Consider the following 21,290-nt stretch of genomic DNA (forward strand, 5'->3'; position numbering starts at 1 on the left):
GTAACTCGCGCCCGCTAACGACGACGAGGCTTCGGTTGGCACCGTGGGCAAGAATACGAGGAACGATTCATGAACTTTTCCCGCTGCACCGGCGCGCCGCAGCGACGGCACGGCTCGTCCTCGCGGCCATAGACGGCGAGGGAGCGTTCGAAGTAGCCGGATTGGCCGTTGACGTTCACATACAGCGCGTCGAACGAGGTGCCGCCTGCGGTGAGCGCCTCCCCCATCACCGCGCCGACGTCGGCGAGCAGACCGCGCACGACGGGGCGGGACAGGCTTGCGGCGATGCGGCTGCCGTGCAGCTTTGCGCGCCACAGGGATTCGTCGGCGTAGATGTTGCCGATGCCGGAGATGACGGTCTGATCGAGCAGCACGCGTTTGATCTCGGTCTGTTTGGCGCGCACCGCGGTCACCACGGATTCGGCGTCGAAGCGCGGGTCAAGCGGGTCGCGTGCGATGTGCGCGACCGGTTCCGGCACGCGGGTGCCGTCCACCTCGACCAGCGGCGCGAGCGCCCATCCGCCGAAGGTGCGCTGGTCGACGAAGCGCAGCTGGGTGCCGTCGCCGAGGGTGGCGCGGATGTGCGCGTGCTTCTCCAGCGGCGCGTCGGCGGGTTGGACCAGCATTTGCCCGCTCATGCCGAGATGCACGACGAGCGAGGTGTCCGGCTCGTCGAAGGTGAGCCAGAGGTATTTGCCGCGCCGCTCGGCGGACTCGACCTTCAGGCCGGTCAGCCGTGCGGCGAGATCGGCGGCGCCCTCGAGATGGCGGCGCACCGAGCGGGGATGGGTGATCGCGACCGATTCGATGACACGACCGACCACGTGTTCGGCGACGCCGCGCCGGACGACCTCTACCTCGGGAAGTTCGGGCACGTCAGGATTCGGCGGTCAGCGCCTGGTAGGCGGTGCCCGCTGCCTTCTGCTCGGCTTCCTTCTTGGAACGACCGACGCCCTGCCCGTAGGCACGGCCGCCGACCACCGTGGTCGCCGTGAATTCCTTGTCGTGATCGGGGCCCGTCGAGGTGATCTCGTAGCTCGGCACGCCAAGGCCGCGCTCGGCGGTGAGTTCCTGCAGGCTGGTCTTCCAGTCGAGGCCAGCCCCCATCCGGGGACCGCGCTCGAGCAGGTCGGCGAACAGCCGCAGCACCACCTCGCGCGCGACGTCGATGCCGTGTTCGAGATGCACCGCACCGAGCAGCGACTCCATGCCGTCGGCGAGGATGCTCGGCTTGTCCCTGCCGCCGGTGAGCTCTTCGCCCTTGCCGAGCAACAGGTGCACGCCGAGACCGCCAGGGCCGAGCTGACGCGCCACCTCGGCGAGCGCGTGCATGTTCACCACGCTCGCGCGCAGCTTCGCCAGCTCGCCCTCGGACTTGTCCGGGTGCTCGTGGTAAAGCCGCTCGGTGATGCTCAGCCCGAGGACGGAGTCGCCAAGAAACTCCAGGCGCTCGTTGGTCGGCAGGCCACCATTCTCATATGCGTACGACCGGTGCGTCAGCGCCAGGCGCAGCAGATCCGGCTGCACCTCGACGCCGAGCGCCGCGAGCAAGGTCGCGTGGTCATCAGACGAGTCGGGTTCGTCAGTCACGTCGATACGACAGGTTGTACTGCTAGACAGCTGCTGTGACCTGACGGCCCTTGTACGTGCCGCAGGACGGGCACGCGATGTGCGGCATGGTCTTCTCGCCGCAGGCGCGGTTCGGGCAGGTGATCAGGGTCGGCGCGGTGGCCTTCCACTGGCTGCGCCGCGACCTGGTGTTGGAACGGGACATCCGGCGCTTGGGAACGGCCACGACTACTTCTCCTCTGTCATATTGCTTGCCATTTCGGCTGACTGGTCTGTTGCTGTGGCCGCACCCGTGTCGGGGCTGCCGTTGCCGGGCGATGTGGCGAATTTCGCCAGCCCGGCCCAGCGAGGGTCAAGTATCTCATGCGAGTGCTCGGATCCCGCAATCGCCATCCGGACGCCACATTCCGCGCACAGTCCGGCGCAGTCGGGCGAGCACAGCGGCTGCAGCGGAAGCTCGATGCCGATCGCGTCGATGATCACCGGTTCGAGGTCGATCGTGTCGTCGATCATGCGGTACGCATCGTCGTCGTCGGTGGTTTGCTCGGTGGTGCTGTCCGGGTAGGCGAACAGTTCGGTGATCCGCAGGTGCACCTCGTCGGTGAACGGTTCGAGGCAGCGCGAGCACTCACCCTCGATCGGCGCGGCCACCGTTCCGGTGACGAGCACCCCCTCCGACACCGCCTGCAGCTGCAGGTCGAGCTCGATTTCGGCGCCGACCGGAACGCCGACCAGGTCGAGCCCGATCCGGTCGACGGTGGTGATGGTGCGCTGGAGCTCGCGCATCGTCCCTGCCCTGCGGCCGAGACTGCGGACGTCCAGCACGAAGGCCGCGTCAGGCTCTCGGCGCGCGGCCGAGCTCTGACGTGGGGCGGAACCGGAACCGGCGGGCATCACGAACTCACTTCACTATCGGGGGAATGGGCAACCACACCACGATACGCGAGGGTCCGCGTCGACCCAAATGCGGCAGCCGCACGCCTGCCGACGGCCCGCGGGAGATCGGAAGGTGTGCGGCTGTCGGGGTCTAACGCCGGTAGTCGGCGGCGTAGTCGGGTGCGCCGGCGCCGGAGCGGAGCTGGTGGCGGCCGCGGCCGACGGTGCGCAGGGTGTTGCTCAGTGTCTCCTCGAAATCGGCGAGCTTGGAGTCGACGTAGACGTCACACTCCTCGCGCATCCGATCCGACTCGGCGTGCGCGGAGTCGATCACCCGCGCGGATTCGGCGTGCGCGGCGCGCACCACCTCGGTCTGCGCGACCAGCCGGTCTCGCTCCGCCTCGCCCTCGGCGACGGAACGATCGTAGGAAGCCTTGCCCGCGTCGATCATTCGCTCGGATTCCAGCCTGGCCCGGCCGGTGACGGCCTCGAATTCGGCGTTGCCGTCGGCGACGACCCGGTCGGCCTCGGCCTGCGCGGTGTTCACGAGGTGGTCGGCGTGCGCGCTCGCCTCGGCGACCATGCGGTCGGCGTGCGCCTTGGCGTCGGCGAGGATGCGGTCGGCCTCCTCGCGGGCCGAGCCGATGGTGTGGCTGGCCTGCTCGTTGGCGCTGGTCACCGTGACGTCGGCGGCCGAGCGGGCATCCGTGACGATCTTGTCTCTGATATCGAGCACGTCCTGGGCATCGTCGAGCTCGCCCGGCAGCGCGTCACGCACGTCGTCGAGCAGCTCGAGCACGTCGCCGCGCGGCACGATGCAGCTGCGGGTCGGCGGGATGCCACGCGCCTCCTCGACGATGGCCACCAGCTCGTCGAGGGCTTCGAATACGCGGTACATGCTGACTACCCCACTCTCCTACGACTCTGTGGCGAACTCTCCGCCGAGACCAAGTGTGCCCCTCATCACGGGCTGTGCCGAGTCATCCTCCGGTGTGTCGTCGCAGTGTCTCGTACGCCACACAAATCAAGTGGAGGATCTGTCTCCGCTTCGTGTTAAAGTTGGTCAGGAAGATCGACAAGGTCTTCATCCCGAGCGCAGGCCCCACCGGGACTGCGGGATTGAGGAAGCCAGAGGGAAGGGCTACCCGGTCCGCCGAGTGTTGACAGATCCCGACTGTGCAAGCGGGACCTATCAAGAGTCGGTGGGAAGGAAGCGATCACCATCGCTGTTGTCCCCATCGAAGGCTTATGTTCGATCGGAAACACCATGACTGTTCTGGATCTACAGAGATCGGCAGGAGCTAGCACTACTACCAGCTACTTCATGCCGTGGGTAGGCCCATATCCGGTGCTGAAAACGGTACCGATGTCGGCGCGGTTCGAGCAGATGATGGCTTACCTGCGCGGCGACCGGGCCTTCGCCCAGCTGATCCGCTTCGCGCTGGTCGGCGGGTCCAGCAATATCGCCTACGTGCTGCTGTTCTTCGCAATGCACGGCATCGGCCCGCTGCTCGCCAACGTGGTCGGCTCGATCGTCAGCACCGTGATCGCCAACGAGCTGCACCGTCAACTCACCTTCCACGCGAGCGGCCGGGTCGGCTGGTTCACCGCACAGTGGGAAGGCGGCGGCCTGGCACTGGTCGGCCTCGCCATCACCACCGCAGGACTGGCGGCCCTCGATGTCTGGGCACCCACCATCGGCGGCACGGCTGAGGCGACCGCCATCCTGGGCATCACCGCGGCGGTCGGCGGCATGCGCTTCCTGGCCCTGCGTGGTTTGGTCTTCTGAACCTCGTCGAGTGAGGGGAATCAGCCCCGGCCCCAAAGCTTTTGGGACCGGGGCTGATTTTTGTCCGTGGTCAGCTCTTGTTCTCCGCGAGACGGTCGAGCAGGCGCTTGTGGACGGCGGGGGGCAGCATGTCGGTGACGTCGCCGCCGAAGGTCGCGACCTCCTTGACCAGGGAGCTGGACAGGAAGCTGAAGGCGGGGTTGGTGGCGATGAAGAAGGTGTCGACGCCGGAGAGTTTCTTGTTCATCTGAGCCATCTGCAGCTCGTAGCCGAAGTCGCTCGCGTCGCGCAGGCCCTTCACGATGGCCGTGATGCCCTGCTCCTTGGCGAAGTCGACCGTCAGGCCGTACCACGACTCCACCCGGACGTTGGGCAGGTGCGCGGTCGCCTCACGCAGCATCTCCATGCGTTCGTCGACGCTGAACATGCCCTGCTTCTTCTTGTTGATCATGACGGTGACAACGACCTCGTCGAACTGGGCCGCGGCCCGAGCGAAGACGTCGATGTGTCCGTTGGTCACGGGGTCGAAGGACCCGGGGCACAGTGCTCCTGCCATGGTCAGACGCTATCGTGCGGGACTGTTCGCGCGCCACGGAGGGTGCACAAGACCACACCGTCAGTCGAAAGTCGCCATTTCGATGCGGGTTTCGCCGTACCTGCGCGGCTTCATCGCCGAATAGCCCGCTGGCCATTCGATTTCCGGCGATCGGCGGGCCCGCTCGACGACGACCAGGGCGTCGGGCCGCAGCCAGCCGTCGGCCAGCGCCCGCAGGTCGCCGAGTACCGCATCGATCTCGACGGCGTAGGGCGGGTCGGACAAGACCAGATCGAATTCACCAGCGCCGCCAAGTGCCAGCACGCTCGCCACGGACGCGACGCGCAGTTCCGCACCGGGCAGCCCGACATCGGCGATGTTGCCGCGCACGACCTCGGCCGCCTTCCGATCGGCCTCGACCAGCAGCGCGTGGGCGGCACCGCGGGACAACGCCTCCAATCCGAGCGCGCCCGAGCCCGCGTACAGGTCGAGCACCCGGATGCCGTCGAAGTCGATCCGCGCGTCGAGCGCGCTGAACACGGCCTCGCGGACCCGGTCGGAGGTCGGGCGGGTGCCGGCGGGCGGCACCCGAAGCCGCCGCCCGCCCGCCGTTCCGGCGACGATCCGGGTCATTCGGACTCGCGCAGCGCGAGCTCGATCAGCAGGTCGCCGCCCTCGACCTGCTGCACCTGGCCGATCGCGACCCGGCCGACGGTGCCCGACCGAGGCGCGGTGATCGCGGCCTCCATCTTCATCGCCTCGATGGTGCCGATGGTGTCGCCCGCCGCGATCGAATCGCCTTCGGACACAGCCAATGTCACGACGCCGGCGAACGGGGCCGCGATGTGCCCCGCATTGCCCTTGTCCGCCTTCTCCACCGCGGGCGCGTCGCTGGCGATGGAGCGGTCGCGGACGGCGACGGGGCGCAGCTGGCCGTTGAGGATGCACATGACCGTGCGCATGCCGCGCTCGTCGGGTTCGGAGATGGCCTCGAGGCCGATGAGCAGGGTGACGCCCTTCTCCAGTTGCACGCGGTGTTCCTCGCCGTGGCGCAGGCCGTAGAAGAACTGGTTGGCCGACAGGCCCATGGTGTCGCCGTATTTCTCGCGGTGAGCGTTGAATTCGGCGGTGGGCGCGGGGAACAGCAGTCGGTTCAGGGTGGCGCGGCGCTGGTCGGAGGTGCCTGCCAGACCTGCCTCGTCGTCGGCGGTGAGTTTTGTTTCCGGTTTGGCTTCGCCGCGTCCGGCCAGTGCCTTGGTGCGGAAGGGTTCTGGCCAGCCGCCAGCCGGGGTGCCGAGTTCGCCACGCAGGAAACCGATGACCGAGTCGGGGATGTCGAAGCGGCCGGGGTCGGCGGCGAAGTCGTCGATATCGACACCGGTGCCGACCAGGGCAAGGGCGAGGTCGCCGACGACTTTTGAGGAGGGCGTGACTTTGGTCAGGCGGCCAAGGAGTCGGTCCGCGGCAGCGTATTTGGCTTCGACTTCCTCGAACCGGTCCCCCAGGCCGAGGGCGATGGCTTGCTGGCGCAGGTTCGACAGTTGCCCGCCGGGGATTTCGTGGGTGTAGACGCGGCCGGTCGGGGCGGGGAGTCCGGACTCGAAAGGCTTGTAGACCTTGCGCAGGGCTTCCCAATACGGTTCGAGGTCGCACACGTTGGCCAGGTTCAACCCGGTGTCGTAGTCGCTGTGTGCCGCAGCCGCGACGATCGCGGAAAGCGCTGGCTGGCTGGTGGTTCCGGCCATCGCGGCACTGGCGCCGTCGACCGCGTCGGCACCGGCCTGCCACGCCGCCAGATAGGTGGCCAACTGCCCGCCAGGGGTGTCGTGGGTGTGCACGTGGACCGGCAGGTCGAAGTTGCTACGCAACGCGGTCACCAAAGTCGCTGCCGCAGGGGCACGGAGCAGTCCGGCCATGTCTTTGATCGCCAGGATGTGTGCACCGGCGTCGACCATCTGCTCGGCGAGTTTGAGGTAATAGTCCAGGGTGTAGAGGGTTTCATCAGGATTGGACAGATCCCCGGTGTAGCTCATCGCGACTTCGGCGATGGCGGTGCCGGTTTCGCGTACGGCGTCGATCGCCGGGCGCATCTGGTCAACGTTGTTGAGCGCGTCGAAGATCCGGAAGATATCGATACCCGTCGCGGTGGCTTCGGACACGAACGCCCGAGTCACCTGCTCGGGATAGGGGGTGTAGCCCACGGTATTACGGCCACGCAGCAGCATCTGCAAACAGATGTTGGGTACCGCTTCACGCAACGCGGCCAACCGCTCCCACGGGTCCTCATACAAAAACCGCAGCGCCACATCATAAGTCGCACCACCCCACGCCTCGATCGACAACAGCTCAGGGGTCAGGCGGGCGACATGGCCCGCGACGCCGAGCAATCCGTTGGTGCGCACGCGGGTGGCCAGCAGGGACTGGTGCGCGTCACGGAACGTGGTGTCGGTGACCCCAACTGCCTTCTGCGCGCGCAACGCCTGCGCGAAACCCGCAGGACCCAGCGTCAACAGTCGCTGCCGGGAACCGTCCGGCGGCGGCACCGACAGATCGATCGCGGGCAGCTTGTCGTGCGGATAAACCGTGGTCGGCCGCTCACCGTGCGGCTTGTTCACCGTGACGTCGGCCAGATACGTAAGGATCTTGGTGCCGCGATCAGCCGACCCGCGCTGGTTGAGCAGCTCCGGACGCTCATCGATGAACGACGTGGTGACCCGCCCCGCCTTGAAGTCAGCGTCGTCGAGCACCGCGAGCAGGAACGGAATGTTGGTGGTAACACCGCGAATTCGGAACTCGGCGAGGGCTCGCTGCGCCCGCGACACCGCCGCCGCGAAGTCACGGCCGCGGCAGGTGAGCTTCACCAGCATCGAGTCGAAGTAGGCGCCGATCTCCGCGCCGAGGTTGGCGCCACCGTCGAGCCGGATGCCCGCGCCACCCGGCGTGCGGTAGGCGGTGATGCGGCCGGTGTCGGGGCGGAAGCCGTTGTTCGGGTCCTCGGTGGTGATCCGGCATTGCATCGCGGCGCCGCGGATGCTGACCGTTTCCTGGCTGAGGCCGAGCTGTTCGAGGGTCTCCCCGGCCGCGATGCGCAGCTGCGACTGCACCAGATCGACATCGGTGATCTCCTCGGTCACCGTGTGCTCGACCTGGATGCGCGGGTTCATCTCGATGAAGACGTGGTTGCCGCGCTCGTCGAGCAGGAACTCGACGGTGCCGGCGCAGCTGTAGCCGATCTCCTTGGCGAAGGCGACGGCATCGGCGCAAATGCGGTCGCGCAGTGCGGGATCCAGGTTCGGCGCTGGCGCGAGCTCGATCACCTTCTGGTGACGGCGCTGCACCGAACAGTCGCGCTCGAACAGGTGCATCACGTTGCCGTGCTGGTCGGCCAGGATCTGCACCTCGATGTGGCGCGGGTTGACCACGGCCTGCTCGAGGAACACGGTCGGATCGCCGAACGCCGACTCGGCCTCGCGCGATGCCGCCTCGATGGACTCGCGCAGGTGCTCGGCCTCGGCGACCCGGCGCATGCCGCGACCGCCGCCACCGGCGACCGCCTTGACGAAGATCGGGTAGTCCAACTCCTGCGACGCGGCGAGCAGCTCGTCCACGTCGGCCGACGGCGCGCTGGAGCGCAGCACCGGAAGCCCGGCGGCCTTGGCCGCCGCGATGGCCCGTGCCTTGTTACCCGCGAGCTCGAGCACCTCGGCGGACGGACCGATGAAGGTGATGCCCTCGCGCGCGCAGGCCGCCGCCAGGTCCGGGTTCTCGGACAGGAAGCCGTATCCGGGGTAGACGGCGTCGGCGCCCGCCGACTTCGCCGCGTCGATGATCGCGTCGATCGACAGGTACGCCCGGACCGGGTGCCCCTGTTCACCGATCTGGTAGGACTCGGCCGCCTTCATCCGATGGACCGAGTTGCGGTCCTCGTACGGGAAGACGGCCACCGTCCCTACGCCGAGCTCGTAGGCCGCGCGGAAGGCCCTGATGGCGATCTCGCCGCGATTGGCAACCAAGACTTTCGTGAACATTGGCCTAAGGTACCCGGACCCGGCCCCCGCGCAGGCAGGGAAGGGGCCTTCGCGAGCATCGGCACCACGCGATCCGGCGACGTGGTGCGGACGCTTGCACCTCCGACGTCACATCGTCAGATCCAGCGCATCGTGCGATGCCTGAGCGCGCCACGGAACTGACCGACGGCGAGGCCGATCATCAATCCGCGTTCCTCGGGAACTAATCCGCGAGTAAAGGGAAGACGAATCATGCGTAACACGACTTCGGGAAGATGAATTTCGGGAAATCCGCTGTCCGGGAATTCGACACTGATCCGCGTCAGGGCCAAACCTCTGGTGCGACCCTGACGATAGCCGGGACGGAAACCCTGACGGTATCTATAGGCAAGCAGCGCCTCGGGCAGATACCCGGTGCGATAGCCCTCCCGATGCGCGCGCCAGCCGAATTCGAGGTCCTCATTGGCGACGTAGGTGACGTCCTGGCCGCCCAGCTTCCGGTAGACCTCGGCACGGCACGCCATGCTGCCACCGGCAATCACAGGAGCATAAAGCCCGACGGGCTGGAACTTGTCGGGTGCGGGGACATTGGCAACGTGTCGCGGATTGTCGGTGTTGAGCGAATCACCTTCGACCGCAGAACAAACCAGATCGTAGCCCTCGTTCAGAAACGCGACCAGGTGGCTGACCCAAGTCGGGTACGCGCGATCGTCGTGATCACAGAACAGTAAAATCTCGCCGGCGGCACTGTCGGCTCCGACGTTGCGCGCAAATGCGGCGCCTTGTGTCCCGGACGCGTCGACATACTGAAGTTTCAGTCGGTCACTGGTCGGGTGATTGTCGAGGTGGACTTTCACGTCGAGCGGTGAGCCGTTGTCGGCTATTACGACGTCGAAATCCCCCACATAGTCTTGACACGTCAAGGCGTCTAGTTGCACATCGAGGAAGTCAAGGCCCTCCGCCGTCCCGATGTACGTCGGAATGACGATCGATACCGACCGCTCAGTCACCACAAGTACTCCTGCTATCGATCCCCATGCGGGAGCCCCTCCCCCGAGGGCATAACTTTAAACATGTTTCAGAAAGTTGGGCTACACCCAACTTCCGTGGGCTTCCTCACAGACTTGGACACATGACCAGATCGTGTCGGCGGGATGATCGACGGCCACCGCTTCCGCGCCCGCCCACACCGCCGCCACGCGCGACGCCCTATGCTGGTTGGTGCAGCTGGTTCACCGCGCGCGTACGAGATGGAGCCCCGTCGTCGCGTTGCGGAGCCGAGTTCGTTCGCCCCGAAAGGGCGGACGGGCGAGAGGGAACCCGGTGGGAATCCGGGACTGTCCCGCAGCGGTAAGCAGGAACGACCGCCGTCACACGCACTGGGCGCGACACCCGGGAAGCGACGGCCAGTAGGTCGGCCGACAAGGCCGGTGCCTGTGAGTCCGAAGACCTGCCAGCCGTGTCGGGTACGCCGTATCCGACGGCCACCGCCTCGTGGATCTGGGCGCGCGGTTCTACCAGTACTTGATGTGTCGGGGCTCTGTTGTCGGAATCTCCTGACGTATCTCCGGTAGCCGCGCAAGCCCGTATGGCGAGGGCCCACGACACCAGCACTGGAGAGACAACGTGACTGTTGTAAATCAGACACCGTTCACCGCAACGGTTCTCGGGCTACCTAGGGTCGGACCGCGGCGTGAGCTGAAGCGGGCCACCGAGGCCTACTGGGCAGGCAAGATCGACGCCGAACAGCTGCACACGGTCGCGCGCGACCTGCGGCACGCCCAACTCGCCGAACTACAAGCGGCGGGCCTGGATTCGATCCCGGTCGGCACCTTCTCGTACTACGACCAGGTCCTCGACACGGCCCTGCTGCTCGGCGCGCTGCCGCCGCGAGTGGCCGGGATCGCCGATCCGCTTGACCGATACTTCGCCGCCGCGCGCGGTAACGACACGGTCGAACCGCTGGAAATGACCAAGTGGTTCGACACCAACTACCACTACCTTGTCCCGGAAATCGACCAGGACACCGTGTTCTCGCTGAACCCGGAGAAGCTGCTCGGCGAGGTGCGCGAGGCGCTCGAGCTCGGCGCGCCCGCTCGTCCGGTGGTGATCGGCCCGATCACCTTCCTGAAGCTGGCCAAGGCCACCGGCGGGGCGCCCCTCGATCGGCTCGCCGAACTCGTGCCGCTGTATCGCGAGCTGCTCGGGCTGCTGGCCGAGGCGGGCACCGGATGGGTACAGATCGATGAGCCGGTGCTGGTCACCGACCTCACCGACGACGAACTCGCCCTGGTGCGAAGCACTTACACCGAGCTGGCAGCGGCGACCGGGCGACCGGCGATCCTGGTTGCCACCTACTTCGGCCACACCGATGCCGCGCTGACCGCGTTGGCCAGCACCGACATCGAGGGCGTCGCACTCGACTTCACCTCCGGCACAACCGTTTCCGATGTGGCCGGCATCCCGGCACTGGCGAGCAAGCTACTGGTAGCCGGTGTGGTCGACGGGCGCAACGTGTGGCGCGCCGATCTCGACGCCGTGCTGTCCACCCTCGGCACCCTGCTGGGTTCCGCTGCGTCGGTGGCGGTTTCGACCTCCTGCTCGCTGCTGCATGTGCCGTACACGCTGACCGCGGAGACCAAGCTGGACGAGGCGCTGCGGTCGTGGCTGGCGTTCGGCACCGAGAAGGTGGCCGAGGTCCGGCTGCTCGCCACCGCACTGACCGAGGGCACCGAGGCGATCGGCGCCGAATTGGCCGAGGTGCGTGCGGCATTGGCGGCCCGCCATGCCGACGCGCGGCTGAACGACCCGCAGGTGCGGGCCAGGTTGGCGGCGCTCGGCCCGGACGCGATCCGGCGTGCGCCCGCCGAGGAACGCCGCGTGCTGCAGCAGGAGCGGCTGCAGTTGCCGCCGCTGCCGACCACCACCATCGGCTCGTACCCGCAGACCTCGGCCATCCGGTTGGCACGGGCCGCGTTCAACAAGGGCGAGATCGATGAGGCGGAATACATCCGCCGGATGCGCGCCGAGGTCGCCGATGTCATTGCGCTGCAGGAGAAGCTGGGCCTCGACGTGCTCGTGCACGGCGAGCCGGAGCGCAACGACATGGTGCAGTACTTCGCCGAGCAGCTCGACGGCTTCGCCGCCACCGAGCTCGGCTGGGTGCAGTCCTACGGCACCCGCTGCGTGCGGCCGCCGATCCTGTTCGGCGATGTCAAGCGGCCGACGCCGATGACCGTCGACTGGAGCAGCTACGCGCAGTCGTTGACCGACAAGCCGGTCAAGGGCATGCTGACCGGGCCGGTCACCATCCTCGCCTGGTCGTTCGTGCGCGACGATCAGCCGCTCGGTGACTCGGCGCGGCAGGTCGCGCTGGCGATCCGGGACGAGACGGTGGACCTGCAGGCCGCTGGTATTCGCGTCATCCAGGTCGACGAGCCCGCACTGCGCGAGCTACTTCCGCTGCGCAAGGCCGACCAGCAGGCCTACCTCGACTGGTCGGTGCAGTCGTTCCGGGTTGCCACGTCCGGTGTTTCGGACGCCACCCAGGTGCACACCCACCTGTGCTACTCGGAGTTCGGCGAGGTGATCGACGCGATCGCCGGACTGGACGCCGACGTGACCTCGATCGAGGCGGCGCGCTCGCGTATGGAGGTGCTCGACGACCTCAACGCGGCGGGCTTCGACCTCGGCGTCGGGCCGGGCGTCTACGACATCCACTCGCCCCGCGTGCCGAGCGTGCAGGAGATCACCGCCTCCTTGCGCGCGGCGCTGAAAGCCGTTCCCGCCGAACGGCTGTGGGTCAACCCGGACTGCGGACTGAAGACCCGCGGCCAGGTCGAGGTGGAAGCGTCGCTGCGCAACATGGTTGCCGCCGCGACGGCGGTGCGCTGACCGTCCAGGTCGTGCGCTGACATTTCGGCTGTTCGCTGACACGCTCAGCACCTCCTCCTGATTCACGGAGGAGGTGCTGAGCCGTTGGTAGTGCCACCCGGCGGAGCTCACGAATCCCGCACTACCCCAATCACCTTCGTTCTCAGCCCGCCTCGGGCTCGGACCGAGGCACCCGCCTGCGCCGTGAGGTATACCGCTCACACGGCTCCTCGGCCCGCTTGACCGGTTGCTGCCGCGACCTGGCACTCATCCCCCGTCGCCACGCCGTATGACACCCCGGACACCGATCCATGCCAACCCCTTTTCGCACGTTGTGAACCACACCATGATTCGCCCCTATCCACCTTCGACGCGCGAACCTACGATTCGGTTCCGACCAGTTGCCACGAATTCCCGGGGCTGAACCCGGTCAGCCCTCCGGACTGAAAGCGCGGTTGATGACACCCATGTCGAAGTAGTCGCGCCAGGCGACGATGGTGTTGTCTGCGACCTCGAAGACGCCGGTGACCGGAAGCGGGATGGCGCGGTCCGCGCCGCGCAGGGTGTCGGTGCGTTCGTTCATGACCAGGTTGCCGGAGGTGATCTGGTGGTGGATGTCGAAGTCGATGCCCTCGAAGGTGGCAAGGAAGCCAGCGATGAAGTCGCGGATGGCGGTACGACCGACCACCGGTTCGAGCGGAATGTTGTGGTAGACGGCGTCTTCGGCGAAGAACGCGGCGATTCGGTCGGGGTCTGGGTCGGACCAGCTTCGACACATATCGCGGACGAGTTCGTCGGGGGTTGTCATAGGGCTGACTCACTTTCCGATGCCGAGGGGCGGGCGAACCACGCTGTCCGCACCGCCCCCTCGATTCAACCAAGCAATTGCTCGGTACGGAAGGGCTTGACACTCAGCGGCTCCCGGCGCTTATTGCGCGTGTCCAACCGTGCCCCGCTAGATCGCGGCGGTAAGATCCTCTCTTCGCACGCTACGCAGCCGACTTCGCGCGCAAAATCCCTTGCAGCGCATATTTCTAGGCGGAAGAAGTGCGGATATTGCGATGATTGCGAAGGTCCGGGGCTACGATCTTTCCGTGCGGAAGATGTATGCGGGTGCTCGCCTTCGACGGCTGCGCGAGGAACGCAGACTCACCCAGGCGGCACTGGCCAAGTCGCTCGATCTATCGCCAAGCTATCTCAATCAGCTAGAGCGCGATCAGCGGCCGCTCACCATCCCGGTGCTGCTGAAACTGAACTCCACCTTCGACCTCGACGTCCAGTTCTTCGCCGCGGACTCGGACGCGCGCCTCGTGTCCGACTTGCACGAGGTGCTCATCGACGCCGCGGGCGGGCACACGGCGCCGCTCACCGAGGTGGAGGAGCTGGCGACCAGGCAACCCGAGGTCGCCAGGATCGTCGTCGCGATGCACCGCCGCCTGCGCGCCGCCACCGACCAGCTCGACCTGCTCTCCGCCCGGGTGTCCGCACCGACCGGCGCGCCGGGCATGCCCATGCCGTATGAGGATGTGCGGGACTTCTTCTACGATCACCACAATCACATTCCGCAGCTCGATATCGCCGCCGAGCAGCTGTTCGAGCAGTCCGGCCTGACCATCGGCTCACTGGATCGCCAGCTCGCCAGGGTGGCCGAGGAACGCGCCGGGGTCACCGTGCTCGTCCGCGGCGACGGCGCCGATCCGTCCATCCCGAAACGGCACTACGATCCGGAAAGCCGCACGCTGACGCTGGCCAGGCGACTACGGCCGGGGCAGCGCGCCTTCCAGATCGCGACCACCCTCGCGTTCCTGCTGTACGGGACCGAACTGGACGGTGTCCTCGCCGAAACACCCTCGCTCACCGGCGAATCCCGCACCCTGGCGCGGATCGGGCTCGCCAACTACTTCGCCGGAGCGCTGGTGCTGCCCTATGGGCGGTTCCTGCGCTCGGCCGAGGAACTGCACTACGACATCGACCTGCTCGGCCTGCGCTTCGAGGTCGGTTTCGAAACCATCTGCCACCGGCTGAGCACCCTGCAACGCCAGGGTCAGCGCGGGGTGCCGTTCTTCTTCGTGCGCACCGATCGCGCGGGCAATATCTCGAAACGCCAGTCCGCCACGGCCTTTCACTTCTCCCGGGTCGGCGGCAGCTGCCCGCTGTGGGTGGTGCACGAGGCGTTCGCCCATCCAGGCCGCATCCTCACCCAGATCGCGGAAATGCCGGACGGGCGACGCTATCTGTGGCTCGCGCGCACCGCGATGTCCGTGCCGCACGGATTCGGCACCGCGACAAAGAACTTCGCGATCGGGCTCGGCTGCGACATCGAATACGCGGAGCGACTCGTGTATTCGTCCGGCCGCCAGCTCGACGACCCGGCGACGGCGGTGCAGATCGGCGCGGGATGCAAGGTCTGCGAACGGCCGTCGTGCCCGCAGCGTGCCTTCCCGCATATCGGCAGCCCGCTGGCGGTCACCGAGAACACCAGCACCGACCTGCCCTATCCGCGCGTCGGGCGGTGATCGGTAGCGTCATGCGATGACGCGTGATCGTAAGGCGGGCAACAGTTTCTCGGCGACCAGGTCGAGTTGGCGGTGCACGTTCAGGGAGCCGAGGCGCAGGATGAGGGTGGTCGCGCCCGCGTCGAGGTAGCGGGCCAGCCAGTCGGCGCACTCTTCGGCGGTGCCGCCGAAATAGGCTTGGATGGCAGACATTACCGCCAGCGGCTGGCGATAGTACTGGCGCACATAGCCTTCCAGCTCGGCGCGCGCATGTTCCGGGTCATCGTCGAGCACGATCGTCGCGTACATCGCTGGGGTCACCGCGCGGGTCGTCTGCTGCTGGATCGTCGCCCAGGCACGGGCATACGCGCTCGGGTCAGGGAGATACGGCAGCCAACCGTCGTAATGACGAGCGACCCTGGCGAGCACCTTCGGCGTGTCACTGCCCGCGAGCCAGAGCGGCGGCCCACCCGCCGGGGTCGGCAGCGCCCGCGCCAGATCGTCTATCCGCCAAAACTTTCCGTCGAAATCCGGCGCACCTGACCAGGCCGCGCGCCAGATCCGCACCGTCTCGTCCAACCGGCCGACCCGTTCGCCGAACGGGACACCGATCGCGTCGAACTCGGCGCGGCTCTCCGGCAGTGGGAATCCGGCACCGAGCCCGAGTACGAGCCTGCCCGGAGCGAGTTGATCGACGGTCGCGGCCTGGTGCGCGCCGAGTAGTGGATGGCGCAATGTCGCGGTCAACGCCGCGGTGCCGAGGCGAATCCGGCTGGTCGCCGCCGCGACAGCCGCGAGCAGCGTCAGCGGATCAACCCTGGTTCGTGCCAACGGCGAATCACCGGTCCACACCGAATCGAATCCGGCCTCCTCGGCGACCTTCGCGAACGCAACCAGCCCTGCCACGTCATGCCGCCCGGTCATCGCCGTTTCCCGGCTCGGCAGCAGAATTCCGACCTCGATCATCCGATGATCGTCCGCCCGCGGTGGGGCCGTGTCGATTACCCGACAGGTAATCGACAGGCCACCGTTTACGACTTGGCCAGGTACTCCAGGCGCTCGGAGTCGACGGCGGCGTGCATCATGCTCGCCAGGCCGGGGTGCTTCTTCAAGCCCGGGTCGGCTTCGACCATCTCGCGCGCGAGTTCCTGTGCGGCGGTGATGACTTCGAGGTCGTCGAGCAGGGAGAGCAGGCGCAGCGAGCGAGCGGTGCCGGACTGGGCCGCGCCGAGCACGTCACCCTCGCGCCGGGTGCGCAAATCGAGCACGGCGAGTTCGAAGCCGTCGGTGGTGGCGGCGACCGCGTCCAACCGCGCCATCGCCGAACCGTTGGGCGCGGAATCGGTGATCAGCAGGCACAATCCGGGGTGCTTGCCTCGGCCGATGCGCCCGCGCAGCTGATGCAGCTGGCTGACGCCGAAGCGGTCCGCGTCGACGATCACCATGACGGTCGCGTTCGGCACGTCGACGCCGACCTCGACGACGGTTGTGCAGACGAGCACGTCCACCGATCCGTCGTTGAAAGCGCGCATCACCTGGTCTTTTTCGTCCGCTGGCAGCCGCCCGTGCAGCAGGCCGACGCGCAGTTCGGACAGCGGGCCGGTGCTGAGCGTCTCGAAGACGTCGAGCGCGGCCTGCGTTGTGGGGCCTTCCTTTTCGGGCTCCGCGGCCTTCGCCTTGCCGTTGCGTGACTTGCCGGAGCCTTCCTCGTCGTCACCGATGCGTGAGCACACCACGTAGGCCTGCCGACCGGCCTTGACCTCCTCGACGATGCGTTCCCACGCACGGTCCACCCAGTTCGGATGTTGCCTGCGCGGAACGACTTTCGACGTGATCGGTGAACGACCCCTCGGTAGTTCGGTGAGCGTCGAGGTCTCCAGATCGCCGAGGGTGGTCATAGCGATGGTGCGCGGGATCGGTGTCGCGGTCATCACGAGCAGGTGCGGGCTGGTGCCCGCTTTCGCCTTGGCGCGCAACGCGTCCCGCTGCTCGACGCCGAAGCGGTGCTGTTCGTCGACGACCACCATGCCGAGGTCGAAGAACTCGACGTTGTCCTGGATCAGCGCGTGCGTGCCGATCACGATGCCCGCCTCGCCGGTCATCGCCTCGAGCAGCGCGGCCTTCTTGGTCGCGGTCGACATCGACCCGGTGACCAGCACGACCTTGGTCGCCTTGTCGCCAGCGCCGAGTTCACCGGCGTTGCCGAGGTCGCCGAGCATTCCGCGCAGCGACCGATAGTGCTGGGCGGCAAGAACTTCCGTCGGCGCGAGCAACGCGCACTGCTGGCCCGCGTCGACGATCTGCAGCATCGCCTGCAGCGCGACGATCGTCTTGCCCGAGCCGACCTCACCCTGCAACAGCCGGTGCATCGGATGACTGCGCGACATGTCCGCGGAGATTTCCGAGATCACCTGCCGCTGCCCCGCGGTCAGCTCGAAGGGCAGACGCTTCTCGAACTCCGCGGCGATACCGTCCGGTCGCGGCGGACACGGGCGTGCGGCCCGGCCGGACACCTCGTGGCGGCGTTCGGCGAGCACCAGCTGCAACGCCAGCGCCTCGTCGAAACGCAAACGCTGCTGCGCCTGCTCGATATCGGTCTTGTGCTCCGGCAGGTGGATCAGGCGCAGCGCGTCGGAGATCTTCATCAGCGAACGGTCGTCCCTGATCGCGTCCGGCAGCGGATCGTCGATCGGATCGAGCTGATCGAGCACCTGTCGCACGCAGGCTAGGACGTCCCAGCTCTGCACCTTCGCGGTGGCCGGATACACCGGGATGAACTCTCGCTCCATGAACGAGGTGTCAATGCCCTCAGCGCCTTTCGCGCTCTGCGCGAGCCCGCGCAGGTCGCCGCCGCCGCGCACGGTTTTCACCGCGCCGACCGACTCGTCGTCGGCCTCGGGCAGGATCAGATAGCCGGGATGACTCAGGTTCCACTGGCCGGGCCGCCAGTAGTTGACCGTGCCCGACATCATCGCCCGAAGACCTTCCCGGACAACGTATTTCACCTTGTCGCCGTTGAAGAAGGTGACGTCGACACCACGGCCGGTGCCGGATCCGGTGTCCAACACCACTTTCAGCAGCGAACCGCGCCGGTTGCGCATCGGCCGCAGCTCGGCCTTGGTGATCCGGCCGATCACGGTGATGTGCGAACCGTCTTCTGGCTCTTCCTCGGTGAGCGGCTGGCCCTGCGTCGCGTAGCGCAGCGGGTAGTGCCGGAGCAGGTCCTCCACCGTGTGCATGTCGAACGCGTCGACCAGCGAGCCCGCCGCCTTCACGCCGAGAATATGGTCGAGCCGGTCACTCAGGGTCGCCATCTACTCCACTCCGATCTGCACCAGATTCCCGTGCTGCCCACCGGAATACACGGTGACCTCGACGCCGGGAAAGCTTTCGCCGATGTGTGCGGCGAGTTCGCCGGACAGGCCGTCCGGCGCCGCCGCACCCATCAACAAGGTGACCAGTTCGCCACCGAAGGCGAGCATCCGATCCAGCAACGTCAAGCCCGCCGTGCGCACATCATGGTCGATCACAACGACATCGTGGCCGACGAGGCCGAGTCCGTCGCCCGCTTCGCAGGTGCCGACCATGGTGAGCGCCCGTTCCGGTGCGGCGCGCAGCGAACCCCACCGGGTGGTCGCGGCGGCCTCCGACATGGCGAACGCGTCGTCGACGGCGATCCGGCCGCGATCGTGCACGGCAAGCGCGGCGAGTCCCTGCACCATGGACCCGCTCGGCAGCAGGAGCACGTCGCGGTGCGCGTCACGGGCGGCGACACCGACCGCGACCAGGTCGTGCGCGGGTAGCGCGCCGTTGGGCAGCACGAGCACCTCACGGTTCGGCATCGCCCTGATCGCGGTGAGCAAGGCCGCGGCGGTCACCGCGCCGTCACCGGCGAGCACCACCGCTCCGGCGTCCTCGAACAGCTCGGCGGCACCGGCTCCGGCCGCGACCGCGAGAATTCCGCGGTCGGCCGGTCCGTCGGTTTCCTTCGCGGAGTCGATGTTCGTGCTGGTGACCAGGTGCCCGGAGGTCATATCGTGCGGTGCCTCGTGCCTGGTGAGCGCGAAGCTCTCGATGCGGATCCCGCTAAGTTTTCCGGCGGCGATACCGGCCTCGACGGCGGCGCCCGGGTCGGCGCAGTGCACGTGGGCGGACCAGAAACGCTCGCCGTCGCCGACGACCACCACGGAGTCACCGAGCTGGGTGAGGCGGGCGCGCAGCTGGGTCATCCGATTCTGGTCGGTGTCGGCCAGCAGGTACATCACCTCGTATTGCGGTGTCGCCGAGCCGGTTTCGCCGTTGTCCTCGGCGGCGGGCACGGGCACCGGTTCGCGCGGGGTGTACTCCGGCCGGGACGGGATCTCGCCGAGGGTGACCGACACCAGGCTGTCCAGCAGCACAACGAGCCCGCGCGCGCCCGCGTCGACGACTCCGGCCGCGCGCAGCACGCCGAGCTGGGACGGCGTGTCACCGAGCGCCTTGGCCGCGCCGTCGGCCGCGGCCAAGGCCACGTCGGCGAGCGAGGTGTCCCTACACGCCGCCGCGCTGGCGGCCGCGCAGTCGAGGACGGTGAGGATGGTGCCCTCGATCGGCTCACTCAATGCCTCGCGAACCAGGATCGAGGCTCGGCTGAGGGCCTCGCGCAGGGTGGTTGCCGTCAGCGGCTCGCTGCGGACCGCCTCGGCGATACCCCGCAGGACCTGCGACAGGATGATGCCGGAGTTGCCGCGTGCGCCGATGGTCGCGCCCCGCGCCATCGCGGCGGCGACATCATGCGCCGACAAGGTGTCCGCCGGACCGCGCGTCGCCGCGGCGTCCATGGCGGCGCGCATCGTGGCAAGAAGGTTGGTGCCGGTATCCGCGTCGGGGATGGGGAAGACGTTGAGTGCGTTGATCTCCTCGCGGCGGTTCTCCAGACCGTCGAGGCAGGTTCGGCCCCAGCGCAGCAACGCCGTGCCGTCCATCACATCCCGCACTCCGGGCACCCGTCACCCCTTCCGTGTTCCATTTGCGGCGCTCCCGGTGGCTACGTGGTTACGCAAGCTGCTGCCTCCTGGCCTGCCGCTCGCGCCGCGGTCGCCACCTGCACCGCCCGCAAGGTTAGCGGGCGTTACCGACATACTGTTGGTACCCACCACGTGTGCCAGCAAGGTCCGCGGCGCACCCGGTTTGGTGGATCGGGGGCCGTCCCGCTACCCTTGCAGGGTTGCCTCGCGTGGCCGTTGCCGGTTTGCGCTGGCCGATGTCAGTCGGCAGGGGCAGGTCAATACATTGTTTCCGGACATGCCGCCTGCGGGCGACGGTCCTCCACATGACATGAAGGAGTTCGCGACTATGGCTGCCGTCTGCGACGTCTGCGCCAAGGGCCCCGGCTTCGGGAAGTCGGTCTCGCACTCGCACCGGCGCACCAACCGTCGCTGGAACCCGAACATCCAGACCGTTCGCGCCCAGGTTGCGCCGGGTAACACCCGTCGCATGAACGTGTGCACCTCCTGCCTCAAGGCAGGCAAGGTCGCCCGCGGCTGATTCAGCCACGGCTGACCAGTACGAGACCGACGCACGCCCCGGCACCCTCACGGGTGATCCGGGGCGTAGTCATCGATAGGCGGGTATGACCGAGCCCGACTGGCGCATCGCCGCACTTGCCGCCGAGCACACCCACAGCCTCGCCGAATGCCACATCGCCTGCTGGCGGGAGGCATACCGAGACCTGGTGCCCGCGCACGTGCTCGACGCCTTCGATGTCGAACGGCGCGCCAAGCAATGGGAACGCAACCGGGTCAAGTACCCCGGACGCACCTGGGTCGCGCTCGTCGGCACACAGGTGATCGGCTTTGCCAGCGCGGGCGAGACCCTCGACGAGCCGCCGGTGCCCCCGCTCCAGTTGCAGGCGATGTACGTCCGGTCGCCCTGGTACGGCACCGGCGTCGCGGATGATCTGCTGCGCGCCGCGCTCGATCCGTCGGCGACATACTCGCTATGGGTGTTCGAGCAGAACCCGCGCGCCCTCGCCTTCTACCGCAAACACGGTTTCGAGCTGGACGGCACGAGCAGGGTCGAGGCCTTCTCGCCCTCGATCGAGGTCAGAATGGTGCGCGAGCCAGGTCGCCTGGATCGACCGTATCCGTAGGCCCTAGGGTGCTGAT

Annotated in this window: 18 protein-coding genes and 1 riboswitch; of the genes, 5 read left to right on the plus strand and 13 right to left on the minus strand. The window is 67.5% G+C overall.

Annotated elements, in window-relative coordinates; all coding sequences use genetic code 11:
* Nucleotides 1-14: 14 nt before the first annotated feature.
* From mutM to OG203_RS13570, 5 genes are all read right to left on the minus strand, one after another.
* Nucleotides 15-875 carry a bifunctional DNA-formamidopyrimidine glycosylase/DNA-(apurinic or apyrimidinic site) lyase gene (mutM, locus tag OG203_RS13550; RefSeq protein WP_405165996.1) on the minus strand — a complete coding sequence of 287 codons (861 nt, stop codon included), beginning with the start codon at nucleotides 873-875 and terminating at the stop codon, nucleotides 15-17.
* 1 nt (nucleotide 876) lies between these two features.
* Nucleotides 877-1,590 carry a ribonuclease III gene (gene rnc / locus OG203_RS13555; protein ID WP_405165997.1) on the minus strand — a complete coding sequence of 238 codons (714 nt, stop codon included), beginning with the start codon at nucleotides 1,588-1,590 and terminating at the stop codon, nucleotides 877-879.
* A 22-nt stretch (nucleotides 1,591-1,612) separates the two neighbouring features.
* Complete coding sequence (rpmF, locus tag OG203_RS13560) at nucleotides 1,613-1,795, minus strand: 50S ribosomal protein L32 (protein ID WP_405165998.1); 183 nt, start codon at nucleotides 1,793-1,795, stop codon at nucleotides 1,613-1,615.
* A 2-nt stretch (nucleotides 1,796-1,797) separates the two neighbouring features.
* The gene (locus OG203_RS13565; RefSeq protein ID WP_405165999.1) at nucleotides 1,798-2,463 is read right to left on the minus strand and encodes a YceD family protein; all 666 of its coding nucleotides are present in this window, start codon (nucleotides 2,461-2,463) and stop codon (nucleotides 1,798-1,800) included.
* Between the two features lie 133 nt (nucleotides 2,464-2,596).
* Nucleotides 2,597-3,343: a DivIVA domain-containing protein gene (locus OG203_RS13570; protein ID WP_405166000.1), complete on the minus strand. Its 747-nt coding sequence runs from the start codon at nucleotides 3,341-3,343 to the stop codon at nucleotides 2,597-2,599.
* A 426-nt stretch (nucleotides 3,344-3,769) separates the two neighbouring features.
* On the opposite strand from OG203_RS13570, the gene OG203_RS13575 reads away from it, so the two are divergent.
* The gene (locus OG203_RS13575; protein WP_405166001.1) at nucleotides 3,770-4,234 is read left to right on the plus strand and encodes a GtrA family protein; all 465 of its coding nucleotides are present in this window, start codon (nucleotides 3,770-3,772) and stop codon (nucleotides 4,232-4,234) included.
* A 70-nt stretch (nucleotides 4,235-4,304) separates the two neighbouring features.
* Here the strand turns inward: OG203_RS13575 and coaD are convergent, their stop codons facing one another.
* The 4 genes from coaD to OG203_RS13595 form a co-directional block, all read right to left on the minus strand.
* Nucleotides 4,305-4,790: a pantetheine-phosphate adenylyltransferase gene (coaD, locus tag OG203_RS13580; RefSeq protein ID WP_405166002.1), complete on the minus strand. Its 486-nt coding sequence runs from the start codon at nucleotides 4,788-4,790 to the stop codon at nucleotides 4,305-4,307.
* A 60-nt stretch (nucleotides 4,791-4,850) separates the two neighbouring features.
* Entirely contained in the window at nucleotides 4,851-5,402 is a 552-nt protein-coding gene (rsmD, locus tag OG203_RS13585) for a 16S rRNA (guanine(966)-N(2))-methyltransferase RsmD (RefSeq protein ID WP_405166003.1), read from the minus strand.
* Complete coding sequence (locus tag OG203_RS13590; protein ID WP_405166004.1) at nucleotides 5,399-8,797, minus strand: pyruvate carboxylase; 3,399 nt, start codon at nucleotides 8,795-8,797, stop codon at nucleotides 5,399-5,401. The genes rsmD and OG203_RS13590 overlap by 4 nt, the downstream gene beginning before the upstream one ends.
* A 116-nt stretch (nucleotides 8,798-8,913) precedes the next feature.
* Complete coding sequence (locus OG203_RS13595; RefSeq protein WP_405166005.1) at nucleotides 8,914-9,786, minus strand: glycosyltransferase; 873 nt, start codon at nucleotides 9,784-9,786, stop codon at nucleotides 8,914-8,916.
* A gap of 256 nt (nucleotides 9,787-10,042) precedes the next feature.
* Nucleotides 10,043-10,249, plus strand: a riboswitch (cobalamin riboswitch).
* A 153-nt stretch (nucleotides 10,250-10,402) separates the two neighbouring features.
* Between OG203_RS13595 and metE the strand changes: the two genes are divergently transcribed.
* Nucleotides 10,403-12,670, plus strand: coding sequence for a 5-methyltetrahydropteroyltriglutamate--homocysteine S-methyltransferase (gene metE, locus OG203_RS13600; RefSeq protein WP_405166006.1), 2,268 nt, complete (start codon nucleotides 10,403-10,405; stop codon nucleotides 12,668-12,670).
* Between the two features lie 409 nt (nucleotides 12,671-13,079).
* Here the strand turns inward: metE and OG203_RS13605 are convergent, their stop codons facing one another.
* Nucleotides 13,080-13,457: a nuclear transport factor 2 family protein gene (locus tag OG203_RS13605; RefSeq protein WP_405166007.1), complete on the minus strand. Its 378-nt coding sequence runs from the start codon at nucleotides 13,455-13,457 to the stop codon at nucleotides 13,080-13,082.
* Nucleotides 13,458-13,743: 286 nt separating this feature from the next.
* Between OG203_RS13605 and OG203_RS13610 the strand changes: the two genes are divergently transcribed.
* Nucleotides 13,744-15,165 (plus strand): short-chain fatty acyl-CoA regulator family protein, encoded by a 1,422-nt coding sequence (locus OG203_RS13610; RefSeq protein WP_405166008.1) that lies wholly within the window; start codon nucleotides 13,744-13,746, stop codon nucleotides 15,163-15,165.
* Between the two features lie 9 nt (nucleotides 15,166-15,174).
* Here the strand turns inward: OG203_RS13610 and OG203_RS13615 are convergent, their stop codons facing one another.
* The 3 genes from OG203_RS13615 to OG203_RS13625 form a co-directional block, all read right to left on the minus strand.
* Nucleotides 15,175-16,110, minus strand: a complete 936-nt coding sequence (locus tag OG203_RS13615; RefSeq protein WP_405166009.1) for an LLM class flavin-dependent oxidoreductase — start codon at nucleotides 16,108-16,110, stop codon at nucleotides 15,175-15,177.
* Between the two features lie 65 nt (nucleotides 16,111-16,175).
* Nucleotides 16,176-18,458, minus strand: a complete 2,283-nt coding sequence (gene recG, locus OG203_RS13620) for an ATP-dependent DNA helicase RecG (RefSeq protein ID WP_405166010.1) — start codon at nucleotides 18,456-18,458, stop codon at nucleotides 16,176-16,178.
* A complete protein-coding gene (locus OG203_RS13625; RefSeq protein WP_405167869.1) occupies nucleotides 18,459-20,108 on the minus strand; it encodes a DAK2 domain-containing protein in 1,650 nt (549 codons plus the stop codon).
* A 370-nt stretch (nucleotides 20,109-20,478) separates the two neighbouring features.
* Here OG203_RS13625 and rpmB point away from each other — a divergent pair, with 370 nt between their 5' ends.
* Nucleotides 20,479-20,670, plus strand: coding sequence for a 50S ribosomal protein L28 (gene rpmB, locus OG203_RS13630; RefSeq protein WP_039799620.1), 192 nt, complete (start codon nucleotides 20,479-20,481; stop codon nucleotides 20,668-20,670).
* 85 nt (nucleotides 20,671-20,755) lie between these two features.
* Nucleotides 20,756-21,274: a GNAT family N-acetyltransferase gene (locus OG203_RS13635; RefSeq protein ID WP_405166011.1), complete on the plus strand. Its 519-nt coding sequence runs from the start codon at nucleotides 20,756-20,758 to the stop codon at nucleotides 21,272-21,274.
* The last annotated feature ends 16 nt before the right edge of the window (nucleotides 21,275-21,290 follow it).

Origin of the sequence: Nocardia sp. NBC_01499 (assembly GCF_045040275.1) — a bacterium.
Classification (GTDB): domain Bacteria; phylum Actinomycetota; class Actinomycetes; order Mycobacteriales; family Mycobacteriaceae; genus Nocardia.